This is a genomic window from Xylanimonas protaetiae (assembly GCF_004135385.1).
GTDB classification, from domain to species: domain Bacteria; phylum Actinomycetota; class Actinomycetes; order Actinomycetales; family Cellulomonadaceae; genus Xylanimonas; species Xylanimonas protaetiae.
In genome coordinates this window covers 290539-306801 of record NZ_CP035493.1, presented here as the reverse complement: position 1 = coordinate 306801, position 16263 = coordinate 290539, and the positions used below count along the sequence as shown (strand labels likewise).

Here is a 16263-nt window from a genome sequence, read left to right as displayed (position 1 = left end):
TTCGTCTCGGCTGAGACCGACCCGGTCCGGGTCCCGCCCGGGTCGGTCTCAGCCGAGCTCGAGGACGGCGAGGCGCCACTGCCCGCGGCGCGCCTCCAGGCGGACGGCGGCCGCACGGCACCGCCCCCGGTCCTCGACGACGACGGTCGCCTCGGCGGTGTCGCCGCGCCGTTCGAGCCGGATGCGCCGCACCTGCACCGGCCGGGCCCCCGGCCCGGGACCGTCGGACGCCGCGGCCTCGCGCAGCAGCCGGGCGCGCTCCGTGAGCTGCTCGAGCACCGTCGGCGTGAGCCAGCGCGCGAGCTGCGCCGCAGGCCGGTCGCCGCGGAGCACCTCGACCGCCGCCCGCACCACCGTGGCGCACATGGCGGTCGGGTCGGGGAGGGGCGGCACCGGCTGGTCGGCGACGGGCCGTGCGGCCGCGAGCTCGGCGACATCGGCGTCGTCCGCGTCGGCGAACGTCCGGTCGGAGCCGAGGCGCAGGCGGCGCACGCGCGGCGGATGCGTCGGGGCTTGCGGCGGGCGCCCCGGCCGCTGCGGCACCCCGACGACGCGGAGCGGGCGGGCCGTGCCCGGGACGGTGCTGGACATGCGTGCCTCCATCGGAGCGCAGGGAAGAAGGGGTACGTCGGGAGGACGTCAGGCGGGCGGGGCGAGCACCTGGCCGGGAAGGATGACGTCGGCATCGGCGCCGATCACGGCGCGGTTGGCGGCGTGCCACCGCACGGTCGCCGCCATGACCTCGGCGTCGGTGGGGTCACCGCCCAGCCACCGGGCGGCGATGTCCCACAGGGTGTCGCCCCGCAGGACGACGACGGAGCCGTCGGCCTCGGGCGCGGCCAGCGGGCGCGACACGGGAGCCGGCGCCGCGGCGACCGGGGTACGGGTGCTGGGGGCGGCGATGACGAGGGCCTCGGCGGCGGGTGCAGGCGGGGCAGAGGGAGCGGTGGTGGGCGCAGTCGCGGCGGTGGTGGTCCGCCTGGGTGTCGGAGGCGTCGCCGCGCCGGTGCCGGTCTCGACGGTGCCCGTCTCGACCGGAACGGTCTCCGCTGGAGCGCTGACGGCCGGTGCTGCCTCGGCAGGGGCAGCCGCCGTCGGCTGCCACGCCAGGTCGATGCCGAGGCTCACGCCGCCCGCGCTCACGCCGCCCGCGATCGCCGAGCCTTCCGGCCCGCCGCCCTCGGCGGCGACGCTGACCGGCGCCGCGGGCGCCGGGGCCGCCGCCAGCGCCGTGCTCGGCGCGAGCATGAGCCCGGTGCCGACACCGACGCCGATGCCGGCACGCACCAGCCGGCGCACGAGCCCCGGGGCGAGCAGCCGCACCGCGGCCTCACCGGCCCGCCAACGGGACCCGACCCGGGCGGCGGCGACGACCGCCAGCCCCAGCAGCGCCCCGAGCGCCACCCAGGCGGCGGCCACCGCGGCCCCGCCGACGACGGCGAGCTCGACCCAGTCCTCCACGCCTGCCGCAGGGGAGCCGGCCGCCCCCGCGACCGTGAACGCACGGCCACCGAGCGCCGCGGCGGCCGTGCCGAGCGCGAGGCCGAGTGCCAGCAGCTGCCATGCGCTGCCGCGAGATGTTCGTCGTCCCATCTGAGCCTCCGGTGATGACGTTTGATGTCGTTTGATGCCCTGCGTGGGCGCAAGACAACCACACGTCATCCGGGCTGTCTACCTCACAGGATGGACAGTTGTGGATGAACCGCGTCGAACCCCTCCGGGGTCTGGCACTCTGTGCCCGGGCCTGCACGGGCACGGCCCACCCGGGGGAAGGGGAGGGATGGCCGCCGACGGCTCCAGGCGCTGGGAGGCGCTGTTCGCCGACCTCGAGGCGCAGCTCGCCGCCCACGAACAGGGCGAGCGCGACGGCGAGGTCGCCGAGCTGACCCGCGCCGAGCACGCTGCCATCACGCTGGCCGACCGGCTGCGCGCCGTCGTCGGCAGGCCCGTGAGCCTCGAGCTGCTCGACGGCGAGACCGTCACGGGGACGCTGGCGACGGTGGCCGCCTCGTGGCTCGTGCTCGCGGGGCGCGGCGCTGTGGGACCCACCGAGCACCTGGTCCCCGCGACCGCGGTCGCGGCGGTCACGGGCCTGGGTCGTCAGGGCGTGCCGTCGACGTCGCGTCTGGACGCGCTCGGGCTGGGCACCGTCCTGCGCGAGCTGCAGCGGGACCGCGCCCGCGTCGTCGTGCGCACCGCCGCGGGCCAGGCCGTGGGGCGGCTCGCGCGCGTCGGCCAGGACCATCTCGACCTCGAGGAGCTCGACCGCGCCCCCGTCAGGGTACGGACGGTGCCGTTCCTCGCGGTGCTGCGGGTGAGCCGGGCGTGACCGGCCTAGACGTCGCCGGAGGCGATGCGCTCGCGCGTCTTGGCGTACTGCCCGGCGATGTACTCCTCGAGCACCGCGGCCTCGACGCGCCACACCCCCTTGCCCCCGATCTGGATCGCGGGCAGCTCGCCGCTGCGGACCAGGGCGTACGCCTGCCGGGACGAGATCGCGAGCAGCTCCTCGACGTCGGCGAGGGAGAGGAATCGAGCGGCCATGCCGCCAGTCTTGCACAGCACCATGTGTTCATGGGGTTCGTTTGTCCACAGGTGGAAACTCTTCGCGACGTTTGGCACCCCAAGATGACCTCTGACGCAGCAGCCCCCGAAGGGACCCCCTGATGAGCATCGACACCCTGCCCGCTCCCGTGGCCGCGCGCCTGCGGCGCCCGTCCTGGCGCGACCCGCGCCTCGTCGTGGGCGTCGTCCTCGTCGCGCTGTCCGTCGCGCTCGGCTCCTGGGCCGTGTCGGCGGCGTCGCGCACCACGCCCGTGTGGGCCGCGGTGGGCGCGCTGACCCCGGGGGACGTGCTCACGGCCGACACCGTCCGCGCCGTCGACGTCCGGCTCGGCACGGGCGCCGATCGCTACGTGCCCGCCGACGAGCCGCTGCCGGAGGGCCTCGTCGTCACGCGCGTGATCGGCGACCGCGAGCTCGTCGCCCGCTCGGCGCTCGGGGACGCGGAGAGCCTCGACCTGCGGTCCGTCGCCGTGGAGGTCGACGGCGCGCTGTCCGAGCGCGTGCGCAAGGGCGCCGTCGTCGACGTGTGGTTCGTGCCGGAGCCCGGCGTGGGCGCCGACGCCCGGACGCCGCAGCCGCGGCAGGTCGTCGCGTCGGTGCTGGTCGAGCAGGTCGCCGACGCCGGCACCGGTCTCGTCGTCGGCTCCACGACGACGCTGCACGTGCTCGTGCCCAGCGACCAGCTGCCCGTGCTGCTCGCGGCGCTCGGTGACGACGGCACCATCGACGTCGTCCCGGTGGCGGGCAGGGCGTCCTGATGGCCGCGCCCGTCACCGTCCTCGCCGCCGTGCGCGGCGCCGCGGAGACGCAGGTGGTGCTCGCCCTCGGCGCACCCGGGTCCGGCGCCACCGTGACGCGCCGGTGCGGCGACGTCGTCGAGCTGCTGGCCGCGGCGGCCGCCGGGGCGGGCGCGGTCGCGGTGATCTCCGGCGACCTTCCCGGGCTCGACCGCGAGGCGGTCGCGCGGCTGCACGGCGCGGGCGTGCGCGTGGTCGCGCTCGCGGACGGGCTCGGCGGGGAGCGCCTGCGGGCCCTCGGCGTCGACGCGGTCCTCGACGGCGGGCCCGCCGCCGCGCTGGGGGACGGCCTCCTCGACGCCGTCCGTGCGGCGGCCGACGGCCCGGGCGACCCCGAGGTGCCGAGCCCGGAGGACGAGCCCTCCCCGCCGCCGGAGGGCGCCCCGGCCGCGCCCGGACGCGTCGTCGCGGTCTGGGGTCCCGTCGGCGCGCCCGGCCGGACCACCGTCGCCCTCGAGCTCGCCGCCGCCCTGGCCGGCCTCGGCACGTCCGGACGCCGCGGTCGGGGCGCGCGCCACGCGCCCGGCCCCGAGCGCACGGACCCGCGCGACGTCCTGCTCGTCGACGCGGACACGTACGGGTCCTCCCTGGCGATGCGGCTCGGCCTGCTCGACGACGCCCCCGGGCTGGCCGCCGCGTGCCGCGCGGCCGGACAGGGGACGCTCGACGTGCCCTCGCTGGCCCGGCAGAGCCCGCTCGTCGCCCCCGGCCTGCGTGTGCTGACGGGGCTGACGCGTTCCGCGCGCTGGCCCGAGGTGCCCGCGTCGTCGCTCGAGGTGGTGCTCGACCGGGCGCGCGAGCTCGCGTCGTGGACCGTCGTCGACACCGCCGCGCCCGTCGAGGCCGACGAGGTGCTCATGTACGACACGCACGCGCCGCAGCGCAACGCCGCGACGCTCGCCGCGCTCGCCGCGGCCGACGACGTCCTCGTGGTCGGCACGGCCGACCCGGTGGGCATCCAGCGGCTCGTCCGGGCGCTCGAGGACCTGCGGGAGGCGCCGGTCGTCGTGCGGACGCCGTCGGCGGTCGTCGTGAACCGGGTCCGCGCGGCCGTGGCCGGCGCGCGCCCCGAGGCGGCGGTGCGCGAGGCGATGGCCCGCTACGCGGGGCTCGACGACGTCGTCGTCGTGCCGGACGATGCCGCCGGCCAGGACGCCGCGCTGCTCGCGGGCCGGGCGCTGGCCGAGCACGCGCCCGGCTCCCCGGTGCGGGTGGCGGTCGCCGCGCTCGCCGAGCGGCTGCGGGTGCCCGAACGGCGGCTGTCCGAGGGAGTCGGGTGAGATGGCGTGACCTTGGTGTCGCCTTCGCCACAAACGGCCAACTTCGGTTGTGGTCAGACCACGCACGGGGTGACCCTAGATGGGGCCCTCGTCGGGCCGCCCGTCACGAGGGGGAGACAACCACTGCCATGAGCACCACGATCGACCAGGTTGGAAGCGCTGCCACGACGCTCACCGCTCCCGGTGAGGCGCAGGGCTTCTACCGGCTCACCTGGATGCAGCGCATCGGCTTCGGCTCGGGTGACCTGGCCCAGAACCTGATCTACAACACCGTCTCGACGTACCTGCTGTTCTTCTACACGGAGGTCTTCGGGCTGTCGGCGGGGCCGCGGCCACGATGTTCCTCGCGGTGCGCCTGGTCGACGTGGTGTGGGACCCGATCGTCGGCACCATCGTCGACAAGAACACCACGCGGTGGGGTCGCTACCGCGGGTGGCTCGTCATCGCAGGCATCCCGCTGTCGGCGCTCGCGGTGCTGGTGTTCTGGACGGGCATGTCGGGGTCGCTGCTGTACGCCTACGTCACGTACGTCGGCCTGTCGATGCTCTACACGCTCCTGAACGTGCCCTACGGCGCCCTCAACTCGAGCCTCACGCGCGACAACGACGAGATCTCGGTGCTGACCACCACGCGCATGTTCCTCGCCAACATCGGCGGCCTCGCCGTCGCGTTCGGCGTGCCGGTGCTCGTCAAGATCTTCTCCGCCGACGGCCAGTGGGACACGCCCGAGTCGGCCGGCGGCTGGCTCACCACGATGGCGATCTACGCCGCCATCGGCCTCGCGGTGCTGGTCTTCACGTTCACGCAGACCAAGGAGCGCGTCGTCATGGACGACGCCGCGGCCGAGCAGGTCAAGGTCACCGACCTGGTCACCGAGTTCAAGCGCAACAAGCCGCTGCGCACGGTCGCGTTCTTCTTCATCACCGCGTTCGCCATGATGTCGGTCGGCAACGCCGGCGCCGCGTACTACATGAACGACGTCGTCCGCGCCTCCGACCAGGTGCAGTGGTTCAACGCCCTCGGCGTGCTGCCCGCCTTCGTGTTCCTGCCGCTCGTGCCGCGCATCAAGCGCTGGATCGGCAAGAAGGCGCTCTTCACCCTCTTCCTGTCGATCGGCATCGTTGGCCTCGCGCTGCTCTACTTCATCCCGAACCCGTCGCAGCACGTGGGCCTCGTCATGATCGCCCAGTTCGTCCGCTCGACGGGCGTGATTGTGGCGACGGGCTACATGTGGTCGCTCATCCCCGAGGTCGTCTCGTACGGCGAGTGGCGCACGGGCCGCCGCATCTCCGGCATCGTCAACGCCCTGACCGGCATCTTCTTCAAGGCCGGCATGGCGCTGGGCGGCGTCGTCCCCGGCCTGGTGCTCTCGCTGACCGGCTACCACGCGGAGCGCTCCCACCAGTCGGCGACCTCGACGCAGGGCATCCTGTGGCTGGTCTCCGTGATCCCGGCGGTGCTGCTCGTCGTCGCGATGGTGATCATCCACCGCTACGACCTCACCGACGAGCGCCTGGACGAGATGAACGCCGAGATCGAGGCCCGCGCCGCGCTCGCGGCCTGATCAGGAGCGCTGCGGCACAATCGGGGCATGCGCCTCTACGTGCCCGCCACGCTCGACGAGCTGGACTCCGCCGCCGTCACCGCGACCGCCGCCACCTGGACCGTTCCGGGCCGGCAGGCCCACGCGGTGACGGCGGCGCTGTCGTCGTCGCTCCCCGACGAGGACGACGAGGGCCTCGAGTGGCACGCGTTCCTCGCCGCCGCCCACGACTCGCTGCTGCTGGTCGCCGGGTCGCCCGGCGTCGTCCCGCTGCGGGTGGTCGTCACCGTCGAGGTGCCCGACGACGCCGTGGTCGTCGCGCGCGACACCGACGCCGCGCCGTCGCAGGTCCGGCTGACGGGGGACGTCCCCGGCACGGTCCTGGTCGCCGTCCACGTCGACGAGCCGACGGCGTCGCCCGACGTCGTCGACGTGCTGGAGCTGGCGGTGAGCGACGCACCGGGCGCAGACGCGGCCCTCGACGCCGCGATCCAGCGGATCACGGACCGCGACCTCCTCTGGTACGCCCCCCGGAGCTCCGCACGATCCCCCGCACATGACCGCCCCTGCCGCGCGACTCTGAATGTCCGGTTCTGGGCACGCGTACGCGGACGTTCAGAGTCGCGCGACGGCGGGCGTATCAGCCCAGGTAGACCAGCACCTCGTCGTGGAGGTGGCCGTTCGTCGCGAGCGCGTTGCCGCCCCACGGGCCCTCGGCGCCGTCGAGCGACGTGAAGCGGCCGCCCGCCTCGGTGACGATCGGCACGAGCGCGGCCATGTCGTAGACCTCGAGCTCGGGCTCGGCCGCGAGGTCGGCGGCGCCCTCGGCCACGAGCATGTACGACCAGAAGTCGCCGTAGCCGCGGGTGCGGTAGCAGCGACGCGTCAGGTCGAGGAACCCGTCGAGCTTGTCGCGCTCCTCCCACCCGCTCAGCGACGAGTAGCTGAACGAGGCGTCCTCGAGCCGCTGGACCCCCGAGACGGACAGGCGCGTCGCCGACGACAGCGACCGCCCGGTCCAGGCGCCCGAGCCCTTGGCGGCCCACCAGCGCCGCCCCAGCGCGGGCGCGGAGACCAGGCCCATGACGACCTCGTCCCCGTCGGCCAGCGCGATGAGCGTGGCCCACACGGGCACGCCGCGCACGAAGTTCTTGGTGCCGTCGATCGGGTCGACGATCCAGCGCCGGGCACCGTTGCCCGCGGAGCCGTACTCCTCGCCGACGACGGCGTCGCGCGTGCGGGCCCGCTTGAGCTGGGCGCGGATGAACTCCTCGGCGGCCTTGTCGGCGTCGGAGACCGGGGTGTTGTCCGGCTTGGTCTCGACGTGCAGGTCGAGGGCGCGGAAGCGCTCCATGGTCAGGGCGTCGACCTGGTCGGCGATGACGTGCGCCAGCCGCAGGTCGTCCTCGTACGTGCGAGCGGGGTTCACGCCCCCACGCTAGCGGTGCGCGAGGCCAGGACCCGGCGGAAGCTCGCCAGGCGGGCCTCGCGTGTCGCCCGCGTGTCGGCGTCGGGGGAGGCCTCGATCCACTCGTCGAGGGCGCAGTCGGGGGCGTCGGTCAGGTGCGTGCAGCCGCGCGGGCAGTCCTGGGCGGCGTCGTGGAGGTCGTCGAAGGCGGCCAGCACGTGGTCGACCTCCACGTGCGCGAGGCCGAGGGAGCGCACGCCGGGAGTGTCCACGACCCAGCCGTCCCCGTCCGGGAGCCGCAGCGCGACCGCCGACGTCGAGGTGTGCCGGCCGCGCCCCGTGACGTCGTTGACGTGCCCGGTCGCGCGGCGCGCCCCAGGCACGAGCGCGTTGACCAGCGTCGACTTCCCGACGCCGGAGTGCCCGAGGAACACCGACACGCGGCCCTGCAGCTTCTCGCGCACCCGCTCCACCGAGGCGGCGTCGAGGCCGCGGCTCCCGCCCGCCCCGCCGTCGTCGGACGCCCCGCCGTCCGCCGGGGAGGTCACGACGACCTGGACGCCGAGCGGCTCGTAGAGCCCGCGCAGCTCGTCCGCGGGCGCGAGGTCCGCCTTGGTGAGGCACAGCAGCACGTCCATCCCGGCGTCGTACGCCGCGATCGCGGCGCGGTCGATCATGCCGGTGCGCGGCTCGGGCTGGGCGAGCGCCGTGACGATGACGAGCTGGTCGGCGTTCGCGACGACGATCCGCTCGTAGGGGTCGGTGTCGTCGGCCGTGCGCCGCAGCACCGAGGTGCGCTCGGCGATCCGCACGACGCGGGCCAGCGTGTCCTTGTCTCCCGTGGTGTCGCCGACGACGTCGACGCGGTCGCCGACGACGACGCGCGTGCGCGAGAGCTCGCGCGCCTTCATGGCGAGCACGGAACGCTCGTCCGCCAGCCCTTCGTCGAGCAGCAGCGTGTACCGCCCGCGGTCGACGCCGGTGACGAACCCGACGACGGCGTCCGCGTGCTCGGGACGCTGCTTGGTGCGGGGCCGGCTGCCACGCTTGGAGGGACGCCCGAAGCCCTCGTGCTCGTCGCCGCCCCGGCGCCCCATCAGAGCATCGCCTGCCAGAGACCGGCGAAGCCGGGCAGCGTCTTGGCCGTCGTCTCGACGTCCTCGACCTGCACGCCCGGCACCCGCAGCCCGAGCAGCGCGCCCGACGTCGCCATGCGGTGGTCGGCGTAGGTGCGCCACACGCCGCCGCGCAGCGGGCGCGGCGTGATGACGAGGCCGTCGCGGGTCTCCTCGGCCTGGCCGCCGAGCCGCGTGATCTCGGTGGCGAGGGCCGCGAGCCGGTCGGTCTCGTGGCCGCGCAGGTGCGCGATGCCGCGCAGGCGGCTGGGGGAGTCGGCCAGGGCCGCGAGGGCGGCGACGTTCGGAGCGAGCTCCCCCGCGGCGTGGAGGTCGACGTCGATGCCGTGGACGGTGCCGTCTCCGGTGACCGTCAGGACGCCGTCGGTCAGGGAGGCGGTCCCGCCCATCTGCTCCAGCAGACCCGGGACGAGGGCCCCCGGCTGGGTGGTCGACGCCGGCCAGCCCGGGATCGAGACCGACCCGCCGGCCACGAGCGCGGCAGCCAGGAACGGGGCGGCGTTGGACAGGTCGGGCTCGACGCGCACGTCGCGCGCGGCGATCGGCGCCGGCTGCACCACCCAGATGCCGTCGCGCGAGTCGTCGACGACGACGCCGGCCTCGCGCAGCGTCGCCACCGTCATCTCGATGTGCGGCAGGCTCGGCAGCGTGGTGCCGATGTGCCGCAGCGAGAGCCCTTCGTCGAACCGGGCCGCCGCGAGGAGCAGGCCCGAGACGAACTGTGACGACGCCGACGCGTCGACGTCGACCTGCCCGCCGCGCAGGCCGCCGCGGCCGCCGATCGTGAACGGCAGCGTGGCGGGGAACGCGCCGGCGGGGCCGGTGACCTCGACACCGAGGGCGTGCAGCGCGTGCAGCACCGGGAGCATGGGACGCACGCGCGCGTGCGGGTCGCCGTCGAACCGGACCGGGCCCGTGGCGAGGGCCGCGACGGGCGGCAGGAAGCGCATGACGGTGCCGGCCAAGCCGCAGTCGACGTCGACGTCGCCGGTCAGGGGGCCGGGCGTGACGTGCAGCGTCGAGGGGGCGTCGCCCTCCGTGATCGTGACGCCGAGCGAGCGCAGCGCGCCGATCATGAGGTCCGCGTCGCGTGAGCGCAGCGCCCCCCGCAGCACGCCCGGGCCCTCCGCGAGCGCGGCGAGCACGAGCAGGCGGTTGGTCAGCGACTTCGACCCCGGGATCTCCACGCGGGCGTCCAGCGGGCCGGACGCGAGCGGTGCCTCCCAGCGGGGCAGCGCGGCGGGGTCGGCGGTGGGGGTCGACGTCATGGGCCCCAGGCTATCGGGCGGGCCCCGGCCGACGCGGGAGCGTCCGCCACGGTGTCCGTGCCGTGTCCGCTCGGTCGCGTCTGCTCGGTCGCGTCTGCTCGGCGGTGTCCGCTCAGTCGTCGGCGTGCCGGGCCGACTCCACCTTCGCCACGGCCTTCTTGCGGGCCTGGCTCACGCGCCACGACACGCCGGGCCTGCCCTCGGTGTCCACGCCGGCGATCAGCGCGGCGCCCACATAGCCGACGGCGCGCACGAAGCGCCCCGTCTTCTGCGCCCGCTCGGCCCCCTTCGACGTGAACGGCTGGTGCACGACGGCGAGGGGCGCCGTCAGCGCGGCCAGCTTGAGCGAGGCGACACGCGGGAAGAACCCCGCGGCCAGCGCGACGCCGAGCACCGCCGTCAGCCCGCCGTGCACCCGCACCGCGAGCGTGAGCTGCTCGTCGCTGAGCCGCTTCACGCCCACCCGGTCGGTCACCGTGTCGGTGAGCCCCCGTGCGGCCGCGACGTGCTCGGCGGGATGCAGCGCAGCCTGCACGCCGTCGTACACGAACGGTGCGGCCAGCAGGGGACGGGCGACGCGACGCAGCAGCATGGCTCCACCATTCCACCGGCGGGGTGCGGATGCATCCGGCGTGTCGTCGTCCCGGGGGCGGTGCCGCCCCGGGACGACGTCCGGGGTCAGCTGGTGCGCACCACGCGGCCGTCGGCGGCGACGTACACGTCGACCTCCGAGCCGTCGGGCCGCGTGACCTCGATCTCCCAGCGGGCGCCGTGGTCGTTCTCGCGCTCATGCCAGGTCACGCGGCCGCCGCCGACGTGGGCGACGGCGATGCGCTTGGCCTCGTCCAGTGTCACGTCACCCGACGGCGCCGGCTCGGGGGCCGGTGCGGGCGCGGCCTGCGCGGGCTGCTCCGCCTGACGCTCCCCGGTGTTCACGACGCGGCCGTCGGCGGCGACGTACACGTCGACCTCCGAGCCGTCGGGCCGCGTGACCTCGATCTCCCAGCGGGCGCCGTGGTCGTCCTCGTCGTCATAGCCGGTGACCTGGCCCTCACCGACGGACGCGAGCGCGACGGCCTTCGCCGCCGCCAGGGTGATCGGCGCGTCCGCGTCCGCCGCCTCCGCCGAACCACCGGCGTCGGTGGTCTCCGGCGCCGGCGTCTCCGCGGCCGGGGTGTCCGAGACGGGGGCGCCCGCGTCGGAGCGGTCGGTGCCGCAGCCCGTCAGGACGAGGACGCCGCCGAGCAGACCCGCCGAGACGGTGGCGAGAGCTCGGGCACGCGCGAGGGTACGGGTGGTCATGAGGCCTCCTGGAGCCGGGGTGTCGGACCCGGGCTCGTGGCGTCCCGGTGACGTGACCCAGTCGACGACAGACCGTGGAAGCACGGATACGTGTCGCCGGCTGGTGCGTAGGCCTGCGCGCGATTTCCCGCACACGACGCCGGGGGTCCCGGTAGCCGGTGCGCCGAGGAGAGTGGCACGCGACGGCTACTCAGGGCGTGCGAGAGGGGCGGCGGGCCCGCGGGAATGCATCCGTGGTCCCGCGGCGTTCCCCTGGACGATGTCGTACGCACCGTGCCCCCGAAGAACGCCGCCTCCGTCGAGGACCTGCCGCTGTTCGCGCTTCCGTCGCAGGTCGACGGTGTGGCCAAGCCCGCCAAGTCGGCGGGCGCCTGGCCTGCCGTCGCGATCAGCCCCGCAGGCCCGCAGGGACTAGGCTCGGCCGGGATGAGCGACGACCTGAGCGACCAGCCGAACGACGTCGTCGACGACCTCGACGACGGGACCGACCGCGCCCCGGACGACGAGAGCCCGGCGGCCCGCGCGGCGCGCTTCGAGCGCGACGCCCTGACGCACCTCGACCAGCTGTACTCCGCCGCGCTGCGCATGACGCGCAACCCCGCGGACGCGGAGGACCTGGTCCAGGAGACGTTCGCGAAGGCGTTCGCCGCGTTCCACCAGTACCGCCCGGGCACCAACCTCAAGGCGTGGCTGTACCGGATCCTGACGAACACGTTCATCAACAGCTACCGCAAGAAGCAGCGCGAGCCGCAGCAGTCCCAGGCCGAGGAGGTCGAGGACTGGCAGATCGCCCGCGCGGCGTCGCACACGTCGTCGGGCCTGCGCTCGGCCGAGGTCGAGGCGCTGGACCACCTGCCCGACTCCGACGTGAAGCGCGCCCTGGCGGCGCTCCCGGAGGACCGGCGCATGGTCGTCTACTACGCGGACGTCGAAGGGTTCCCCTACAAGGAGATCGCCGAGATCATGGGGACGCCGATCGGGACGGTGATGTCCCGGTTGCACCGCGGTCGCAAGCAGCTGCGCGAGCTGCTCGCCGACTACGCGGCGGAGCGCGGCCTCATCGCGGCGAGCACAGCGGCGCAGGCCGACGGAGGTACGAAGTGAGCGAGCCGATCCCGCACGACGTCGCGGGCGAGAACGAGTGCGAGCACGCGCTCGTGCACCTGTACGAGTACCTGGACTCCGAGATGACGCCGGCCGACGAGCGCCGCATGCGCGATCATCTCGCGCACTGCTCGCCCTGCCTGGCCGAGCTGAGCGCGGAGGAGCTCGTCAAGAAGCTCGTGCGCCGGTCGTGCGCCGAGCGCGCGCCGGAGGCGCTGCGCCTGCGCATCCACACGCAGCTGACGGTCATGACGGTCGACTGAGCTCGGGCGATCCTGGACATGCGAGAGGCCGCGGTCCCCGGTGACGGGGCCGCGGCCTCTCGCGCGTCTGGTGCCTGTGCTCAGGCAGTTCTTGTGAACGCCTGAGCCTGCGGTTCCGCTCCGGGCGAGTGCCTCGTACCTCGGCCCTCACCCTTCGCTTCACCTACGTCTCAGGCGTTGGGACGCTTGCCGTGGTTGGCGCCGTTGCCCTTACGGGTGCGACGCTTCCGACCGCGCTTGCTCATGGTTGCTCCCACTGATGGGTGGACGGGTAACGGTCCATGATCCCACACCGGCTTGGCAGGTCGCGAAACGCGATATATCGTGAGTGCCACGCGATATATCGCGTCTTGACCCCCATCGAGCTGGACGGAGCACCACCATGACCGAAGAGCGCTGGACCGTCACCGGTCCGCAGACCATCGAGCTCGACGCCGTGACCTCGTTGTCGGTGCGCTGCGTCGACGGGCGCGTCGACGTCGTCGCCCACGACGAGCCCGTGACGCGCGTCGAGGTCCACGTCGTCGACGGCAGGCCCCTCGAGGTGCGCCTGGGCGACGACGGCCGGCTCGTCGTCGGGCACGAGACCCTCAGCGGCTGGAAGGCCTTCTTCGAGAACTTCAGCGACTTCAGCGGCCGAGCCCGTGCCGACCTCCACATCGCGGTGCCGCGCAGCGTGCCCGTGAGCCTCGGCCTGGTACGCGGCGAGTCGCTGCTCGCCGGGACGCGGGCCGCGAGCCGCGTGCACACCGTCTCCGCCACCGCGCTCGTCACCGACGTCGAGGGGCAGCTCGACGTCAACACCGTCTCCGGGGAGATCACCGTGAGCGACCTGCGCGGCGACGTGCGCGCGAACACCGTCTCCGCGGACCTCACCGTCACCGGTCGCGTGCCGTCGGTGGACATCGGCACCGTCTCGGGCACCGTGACGCTCGACCTGCACGAGCAGCCGCGATGGGTGCGCTGCAACGCCGTGTCCGGGTCGTTCGTGGTACGCCTGCCCGACGCCGCGGCGGTCCGGGCCCGGCTCACCGGCGTCGGGGGCCGCCTCGTGCTCGACGGCGTCGAGGCGAGCGGGTTCGGCACCAAGACGCTCGGCGCGACGTCGCCGGCCACCACCCTGGAGGCCAACGTCGTCACCGGCGACGTCACCATCATCGGGGTCCGGGCCGAGGTCCGCTGATGCCGCCCGTCTTCGCCCACGGCGAGCTGCGGCTCTACCTGCTGGCGCTGCTCGAGGACGCTCCCCGGCACGGTTACGAGCTCATCACCGAGCTGTCCGCCCGGTTCGGCGGCACGTACCGGCCCAGCGCCGGCACCGTCTACCCGCGCCTCGCCCGCCTTGAGGAGGAGGGCCTCGTGCGCCGGGCCGACGCCGGCCGCAAGTCCCCCTACGTGCTCACGGACGTCGGCCGGGCCGAGCTCGACGCCCGCCGCGACGACCTGCGCCGCCTCGAGCACACCGTCGCCGAGACCGTGCGTGCCCGCGCCGACGAGCTGCGCGCCGACGTGCGCTCCACGATGCGGGGCCTGCGCGCCGAGCTCGCGGCTGCCGCGCAGGAGGTCCGGGTGCGTCCGGCGCCAGACACCCCGCCGGACCCGCGCCGCGCGCGGTCGGACGTCCGCCGGCACGAGGCCGAGGCCCTGGTTCAGCGGTTCCGCGCCGACGTGCTCGCCGACCTGCGTCGCGCCGACGTCACCGGCGCCGTCGGGACCCTCACCGTCGAGACGGTGCGCACCGTGCTCGACGGGGCCCGCGCGGCGATCCGCGCGACGCTGCCGTGAGGAGCTGTCAGTCCGCGCGCGCCTGGTCGGACTGAGCCTGCGCTCCGCTCCCGCTCAGTCCTCGAGCACGTGGTCCGACTGAGCCTGCGCTTCGCCGCGGGCGGATGCCTCGTGCCTCGGCCTCCACCCCTCCGCTGCGCTCCGGCTCAGTCCTCCGACGGCAGGCCCAGCCAGGCGTGCCAGCCCGTGTGCAGCACGAGCCAGGCCATGAGGCCGTAGCCCGCCTGGCCCGGGTAGAGCGTCCCGTTCTGCGCGAGGTCGGCCAGCCACTGCTCGTGGTGCGCCAGCGGAGAGTACGTGTCCACGTACGGCACCCGACGTCGCGAGGCGACGTCGGCGAACGCGGCCGAGAGGTCCTCGATCGCCCCGGCGTCCTCCGGGCGCCCGGGCGGCGGTCCGACGACGAACGTCTGCACCTGGGCCGACGACGCGAGGTCGAGGACGTTGGCGAGGTTGAGCCGCGACCGTGCGATGGACAGGCCCTGCTCGACGTCGTGCCGGCCGAGCGCGATCACCAGGCGGTTCTCGGTCTCGCGCCCGAACCGTGCGGCCGTCTCCGCCTCCCACCGCGCGCCCAGCCCCGACGAGTTCTCGCCCGGCACGGCCAGGGTGAAGTGCATCGCGGGCCGGTCGAAGTGCGACCGGGCCATGACGCGCCCCACCCAGCCGAGGGCGCGGGCGTCACCGACTCCCACGCTCAGCTCGTCGCCGACGACGCAGATGCGCGTCTCGCGTACCGTCACGGGCTCACTCCCTCGCTCTGGCTGCCCCCTGGACCTGCGCCGCCATTCTCGCGTGCCGGCACGACGTCGGGAGGGATGTCAGAGCAGCGTGGCGCCCCAGCGCACCGTGTGCACGTCGCCCGGCGCCAGGTGGACGAGGCGCTCGCCCGTGTTGAACGCGTCGGCGACGCAGCTCATCGGCTCGGCCGCGAGGCCACCGCGCAGGAAGTGCGGGATGTGGTCGGCCGAGCACACCTGCCAGGTGTCCATCGACCCGTCCATCCAGACCGCCGGGGTGCGGCCGTCCGGGCAGCCCAGGCGGCACCAGGAGAGGCCGTCGGCGTCGCGCGTGACGTCCACCCAGGCGTCGTCGAGGTCCAGGCCGGCCAGGGAGCGCACCTCGCGCAGGTCGTACGGTCCGGCGACGGGCTCGGTGCCCGTGGGCAGCAGGCGCGCGTCGACGGTGACGTGGGTGGTGGCGTCGAGCTGCACGGTGCACGCGTCGAGCGCGGCGCCCGCGGCCGACAGCCACGGGTGGAAGCCGATGCCGTAGGGGGCGGTGCCGCCGCCCACGTTGCGCGTGGTGACGACGACCTCCAGACCGGCGTCGGACAGGCTGTAGCGCACCTGCGTGACGAGCTGGAACGGCCAGCCCTTCTGCGGCGCGAGCGCCAGCTCGAGCGTCACGGCGTCGTCGGAGTGCTCGACGAGCGACCACCGCACCCAGCAGGCCAGGCCGTGCAGCGCGTTGGCGCGGTCCGGCTCGGAGTGCGCCACCTCGTACGTCACGCCGTCGACGACGTAGGACCCGTTGCCCAGGCGGTTCGGCCAGGGGAGCAGCACCGCGCCGTTGAACACGGGCGCCACCTCGTCCTCGCCGAACGGGACGAACACGTCGCGGCCCCCGACGGCGTACTCGCGCACCATCGCGCCGACCTCGGCGACGACGGCGCGGTGCTCACGGAAGGAGATGACGTACTGGGCGCCGGACACGGCGGGCGTGGGAGAGATGTCGCTGGTGGTCACGGGTGACACCGTAACCGTCGCGGCAGGCCGGTGCGTCGTACTGTGTGAGCAACTGTCCGACAGG

General features: G+C 74.7%; 20 protein-coding genes. 9 read left to right on the top strand and 11 right to left on the bottom strand.

All coding sequences use genetic code 11. The features are described 5' to 3' along the window. Positions 1 to 48 precede the first annotated feature (48 nt). Complete coding sequence (locus ET471_RS01390; RefSeq protein ID WP_242496367.1) at positions 49 to 591, bottom strand: Rv3235 family protein; 543 nt, start codon at positions 589 to 591, stop codon at positions 49 to 51. 48 nt (positions 592 to 639) lie between these two features. After that, the gene (locus ET471_RS17835) at positions 640 to 1593 is read right to left on the bottom strand and encodes a LysM peptidoglycan-binding domain-containing protein (RefSeq protein ID WP_165350355.1); all 954 of its coding nucleotides are present in this window, start codon (positions 1591 to 1593) and stop codon (positions 640 to 642) included. Positions 1594 to 1780: 187 nt separating this feature from the next. Between ET471_RS17835 and ET471_RS01380 the strand changes: the two genes are divergently transcribed. Then, positions 1781 to 2329, top strand: coding sequence for a hypothetical protein (locus tag ET471_RS01380; protein WP_129186265.1), 549 nt, complete (start codon positions 1781 to 1783; stop codon positions 2327 to 2329). A gap of 5 nt (positions 2330 to 2334) precedes the next feature. Here the strand turns inward: ET471_RS01380 and ET471_RS01375 are convergent, their stop codons facing one another. After that, positions 2335 to 2544: a helix-turn-helix domain-containing protein gene (locus ET471_RS01375; protein ID WP_129186264.1), complete on the bottom strand. Its 210-nt coding sequence runs from the start codon at positions 2542 to 2544 to the stop codon at positions 2335 to 2337. 122 nt (positions 2545 to 2666) lie between these two features. Between ET471_RS01375 and ET471_RS01370 the strand changes: the two genes are divergently transcribed. From ET471_RS01370 to ET471_RS01355, 4 genes are all read left to right on the top strand, one after another. Beyond that, positions 2667 to 3323 (top strand): hypothetical protein, encoded by a 657-nt coding sequence (locus tag ET471_RS01370; RefSeq protein WP_129186263.1) that lies wholly within the window; start codon positions 2667 to 2669, stop codon positions 3321 to 3323. Beyond that, a complete protein-coding gene (locus tag ET471_RS01365) occupies positions 3323 to 4642 on the top strand; it encodes a CpaE/TadZ family protein (RefSeq protein ID WP_129186262.1) in 1320 nt (439 codons plus the stop codon). Before ET471_RS01370 ends, ET471_RS01365 begins: the two co-directional genes overlap by 1 nt. A 349-nt stretch (positions 4643 to 4991) precedes the next feature. Continuing rightward, positions 4992 to 6206 carry an MFS transporter gene (locus ET471_RS01360; RefSeq protein ID WP_242496366.1) on the top strand — a complete coding sequence of 405 codons (1215 nt, stop codon included), beginning with the start codon at positions 4992 to 4994 and terminating at the stop codon, positions 6204 to 6206. A 27-nt stretch (positions 6207 to 6233) separates the two neighbouring features. Then, positions 6234 to 6920 (top strand): DUF6912 family protein, encoded by a 687-nt coding sequence (locus ET471_RS01355; RefSeq protein ID WP_242496365.1) that lies wholly within the window; start codon positions 6234 to 6236, stop codon positions 6918 to 6920. Here ET471_RS01355 and hisN read toward each other — a convergent pair. From hisN to ET471_RS01330, 5 genes are all read right to left on the bottom strand, one after another. After that, entirely contained in the window at positions 6826 to 7614 is a 789-nt protein-coding gene (gene hisN, locus ET471_RS01350) for a histidinol-phosphatase (RefSeq protein ID WP_129186261.1), read from the bottom strand. The two genes, ET471_RS01355 and hisN, sit on opposite strands and share 95 nt — an antisense overlap. Then, positions 7611 to 8690, bottom strand: coding sequence for a ribosome small subunit-dependent GTPase A (gene rsgA / locus ET471_RS01345; RefSeq protein ID WP_129186260.1), 1080 nt, complete (start codon positions 8688 to 8690; stop codon positions 7611 to 7613). Before rsgA ends, hisN begins: the two co-directional genes overlap by 4 nt. Continuing rightward, positions 8690 to 9997 carry a 3-phosphoshikimate 1-carboxyvinyltransferase gene (gene aroA / locus ET471_RS01340; RefSeq protein ID WP_207207308.1) on the bottom strand — a complete coding sequence of 436 codons (1308 nt, stop codon included), beginning with the start codon at positions 9995 to 9997 and terminating at the stop codon, positions 8690 to 8692. The genes rsgA and aroA overlap by 1 nt, the downstream gene beginning before the upstream one ends. Positions 9998 to 10109: 112 nt before the next feature. After that, positions 10110 to 10589 (bottom strand): DoxX family membrane protein, encoded by a 480-nt coding sequence (locus tag ET471_RS01335; protein WP_129186259.1) that lies wholly within the window; start codon positions 10587 to 10589, stop codon positions 10110 to 10112. Positions 10590 to 10675: 86 nt separating this feature from the next. Further along, entirely contained in the window at positions 10676 to 11299 is a 624-nt protein-coding gene (locus tag ET471_RS01330; protein ID WP_129186258.1) for a PepSY domain-containing protein, read from the bottom strand. A gap of 273 nt (positions 11300 to 11572) precedes the next feature. Between ET471_RS01330 and ET471_RS01325 the strand changes: the two genes are divergently transcribed. Together ET471_RS01325 and rsrA are read left to right on the top strand one after the other, a co-directional pair. Continuing rightward, positions 11573 to 12403 carry a sigma-70 family RNA polymerase sigma factor gene (locus ET471_RS01325; protein WP_280949895.1) on the top strand — a complete coding sequence of 277 codons (831 nt, stop codon included), beginning with the start codon at positions 11573 to 11575 and terminating at the stop codon, positions 12401 to 12403. Continuing rightward, the gene (rsrA, locus tag ET471_RS01320; protein WP_129186256.1) at positions 12400 to 12666 is read left to right on the top strand and encodes a mycothiol system anti-sigma-R factor; all 267 of its coding nucleotides are present in this window, start codon (positions 12400 to 12402) and stop codon (positions 12664 to 12666) included. Before ET471_RS01325 ends, rsrA begins: the two co-directional genes overlap by 4 nt. 170 nt (positions 12667 to 12836) lie before the next feature. Here the strand turns inward: rsrA and ET471_RS19070 are convergent, their stop codons facing one another. Beyond that, a complete protein-coding gene (locus ET471_RS19070) occupies positions 12837 to 12911 on the bottom strand; it encodes a 50S ribosomal protein bL37 (protein ID WP_425356579.1) in 75 nt (24 codons plus the stop codon). A gap of 137 nt (positions 12912 to 13048) precedes the next feature. On the opposite strand from ET471_RS19070, the gene ET471_RS17830 reads away from it, so the two are divergent. Beyond that, positions 13049 to 13849, top strand: a complete 801-nt coding sequence (locus ET471_RS17830; RefSeq protein WP_165350354.1) for a DUF4097 domain-containing protein — start codon at positions 13049 to 13051, stop codon at positions 13847 to 13849. Next, on the top strand, positions 13849 to 14451 hold the full coding sequence (locus ET471_RS01310; RefSeq protein ID WP_129186255.1) for a PadR family transcriptional regulator: 603 nt from the start codon (positions 13849 to 13851) through the stop codon (positions 14449 to 14451). The genes ET471_RS17830 and ET471_RS01310 overlap by 1 nt, the downstream gene beginning before the upstream one ends. Positions 14452 to 14597: 146 nt before the next feature. Here the strand turns inward: ET471_RS01310 and ET471_RS01305 are convergent, their stop codons facing one another. Further along, the gene (locus ET471_RS01305) at positions 14598 to 15194 is read right to left on the bottom strand and encodes a GDSL-type esterase/lipase family protein (RefSeq protein ID WP_129186254.1); all 597 of its coding nucleotides are present in this window, start codon (positions 15192 to 15194) and stop codon (positions 14598 to 14600) included. Between the two features lie 78 nt (positions 15195 to 15272). Next, complete coding sequence (locus ET471_RS01300) at positions 15273 to 16199, bottom strand: aldose 1-epimerase family protein (RefSeq protein ID WP_129186253.1); 927 nt, start codon at positions 16197 to 16199, stop codon at positions 15273 to 15275. Between the last annotated feature and the right edge of the window lie 64 nt (positions 16200 to 16263).

Excerpts from the sequence above, each read along its gene's own strand:
- ET471_RS01390 (WP_242496367.1), bottom strand. The coding sequence starts at position 591 with ATGTCCAGCACCGTCCCGGGCACGGCCCGCCCGCTCCGCGTCGTCGGG.
- ET471_RS17835 (WP_165350355.1), bottom strand. The coding sequence starts at position 1,593 with ATGGGACGACGAACATCTCGCGGCAGCGCATGGCAGCTGCTGGCACTC.
- ET471_RS01380 (WP_129186265.1), top strand. The coding sequence starts at position 1,781 with ATGGCCGCCGACGGCTCCAGGCGCTGGGAGGCGCTGTTCGCCGACCTC.
- ET471_RS01375 (WP_129186264.1), bottom strand. The coding sequence starts at position 2,544 with ATGGCCGCTCGATTCCTCTCCCTCGCCGACGTCGAGGAGCTGCTCGCG.
- ET471_RS01370 (WP_129186263.1), top strand. The coding sequence starts at position 2,667 with ATGAGCATCGACACCCTGCCCGCTCCCGTGGCCGCGCGCCTGCGGCGC.
- ET471_RS01365 (WP_129186262.1), top strand. The coding sequence starts at position 3,323 with ATGGCCGCGCCCGTCACCGTCCTCGCCGCCGTGCGCGGCGCCGCGGAG.
- ET471_RS01355 (WP_242496365.1), top strand. The coding sequence starts at position 6,234 with ATGCGCCTCTACGTGCCCGCCACGCTCGACGAGCTGGACTCCGCCGCC.
- rsgA (WP_129186260.1), bottom strand. The coding sequence starts at position 8,690 with ATGGGGCGCCGGGGCGGCGACGAGCACGAGGGCTTCGGGCGTCCCTCC.
- aroA (WP_207207308.1), bottom strand. The coding sequence starts at position 9,997 with ATGACGTCGACCCCCACCGCCGACCCCGCCGCGCTGCCCCGCTGGGAG.
- ET471_RS01335 (WP_129186259.1), bottom strand. The coding sequence starts at position 10,589 with ATGCTGCTGCGTCGCGTCGCCCGTCCCCTGCTGGCCGCACCGTTCGTG.
- ET471_RS01330 (WP_129186258.1), bottom strand. The coding sequence starts at position 11,299 with ATGACCACCCGTACCCTCGCGCGTGCCCGAGCTCTCGCCACCGTCTCG.
- ET471_RS17830 (WP_165350354.1), top strand. The coding sequence starts at position 13,049 with ATGACCGAAGAGCGCTGGACCGTCACCGGTCCGCAGACCATCGAGCTC.
- ET471_RS01310 (WP_129186255.1), top strand. The coding sequence starts at position 13,849 with ATGCCGCCCGTCTTCGCCCACGGCGAGCTGCGGCTCTACCTGCTGGCG.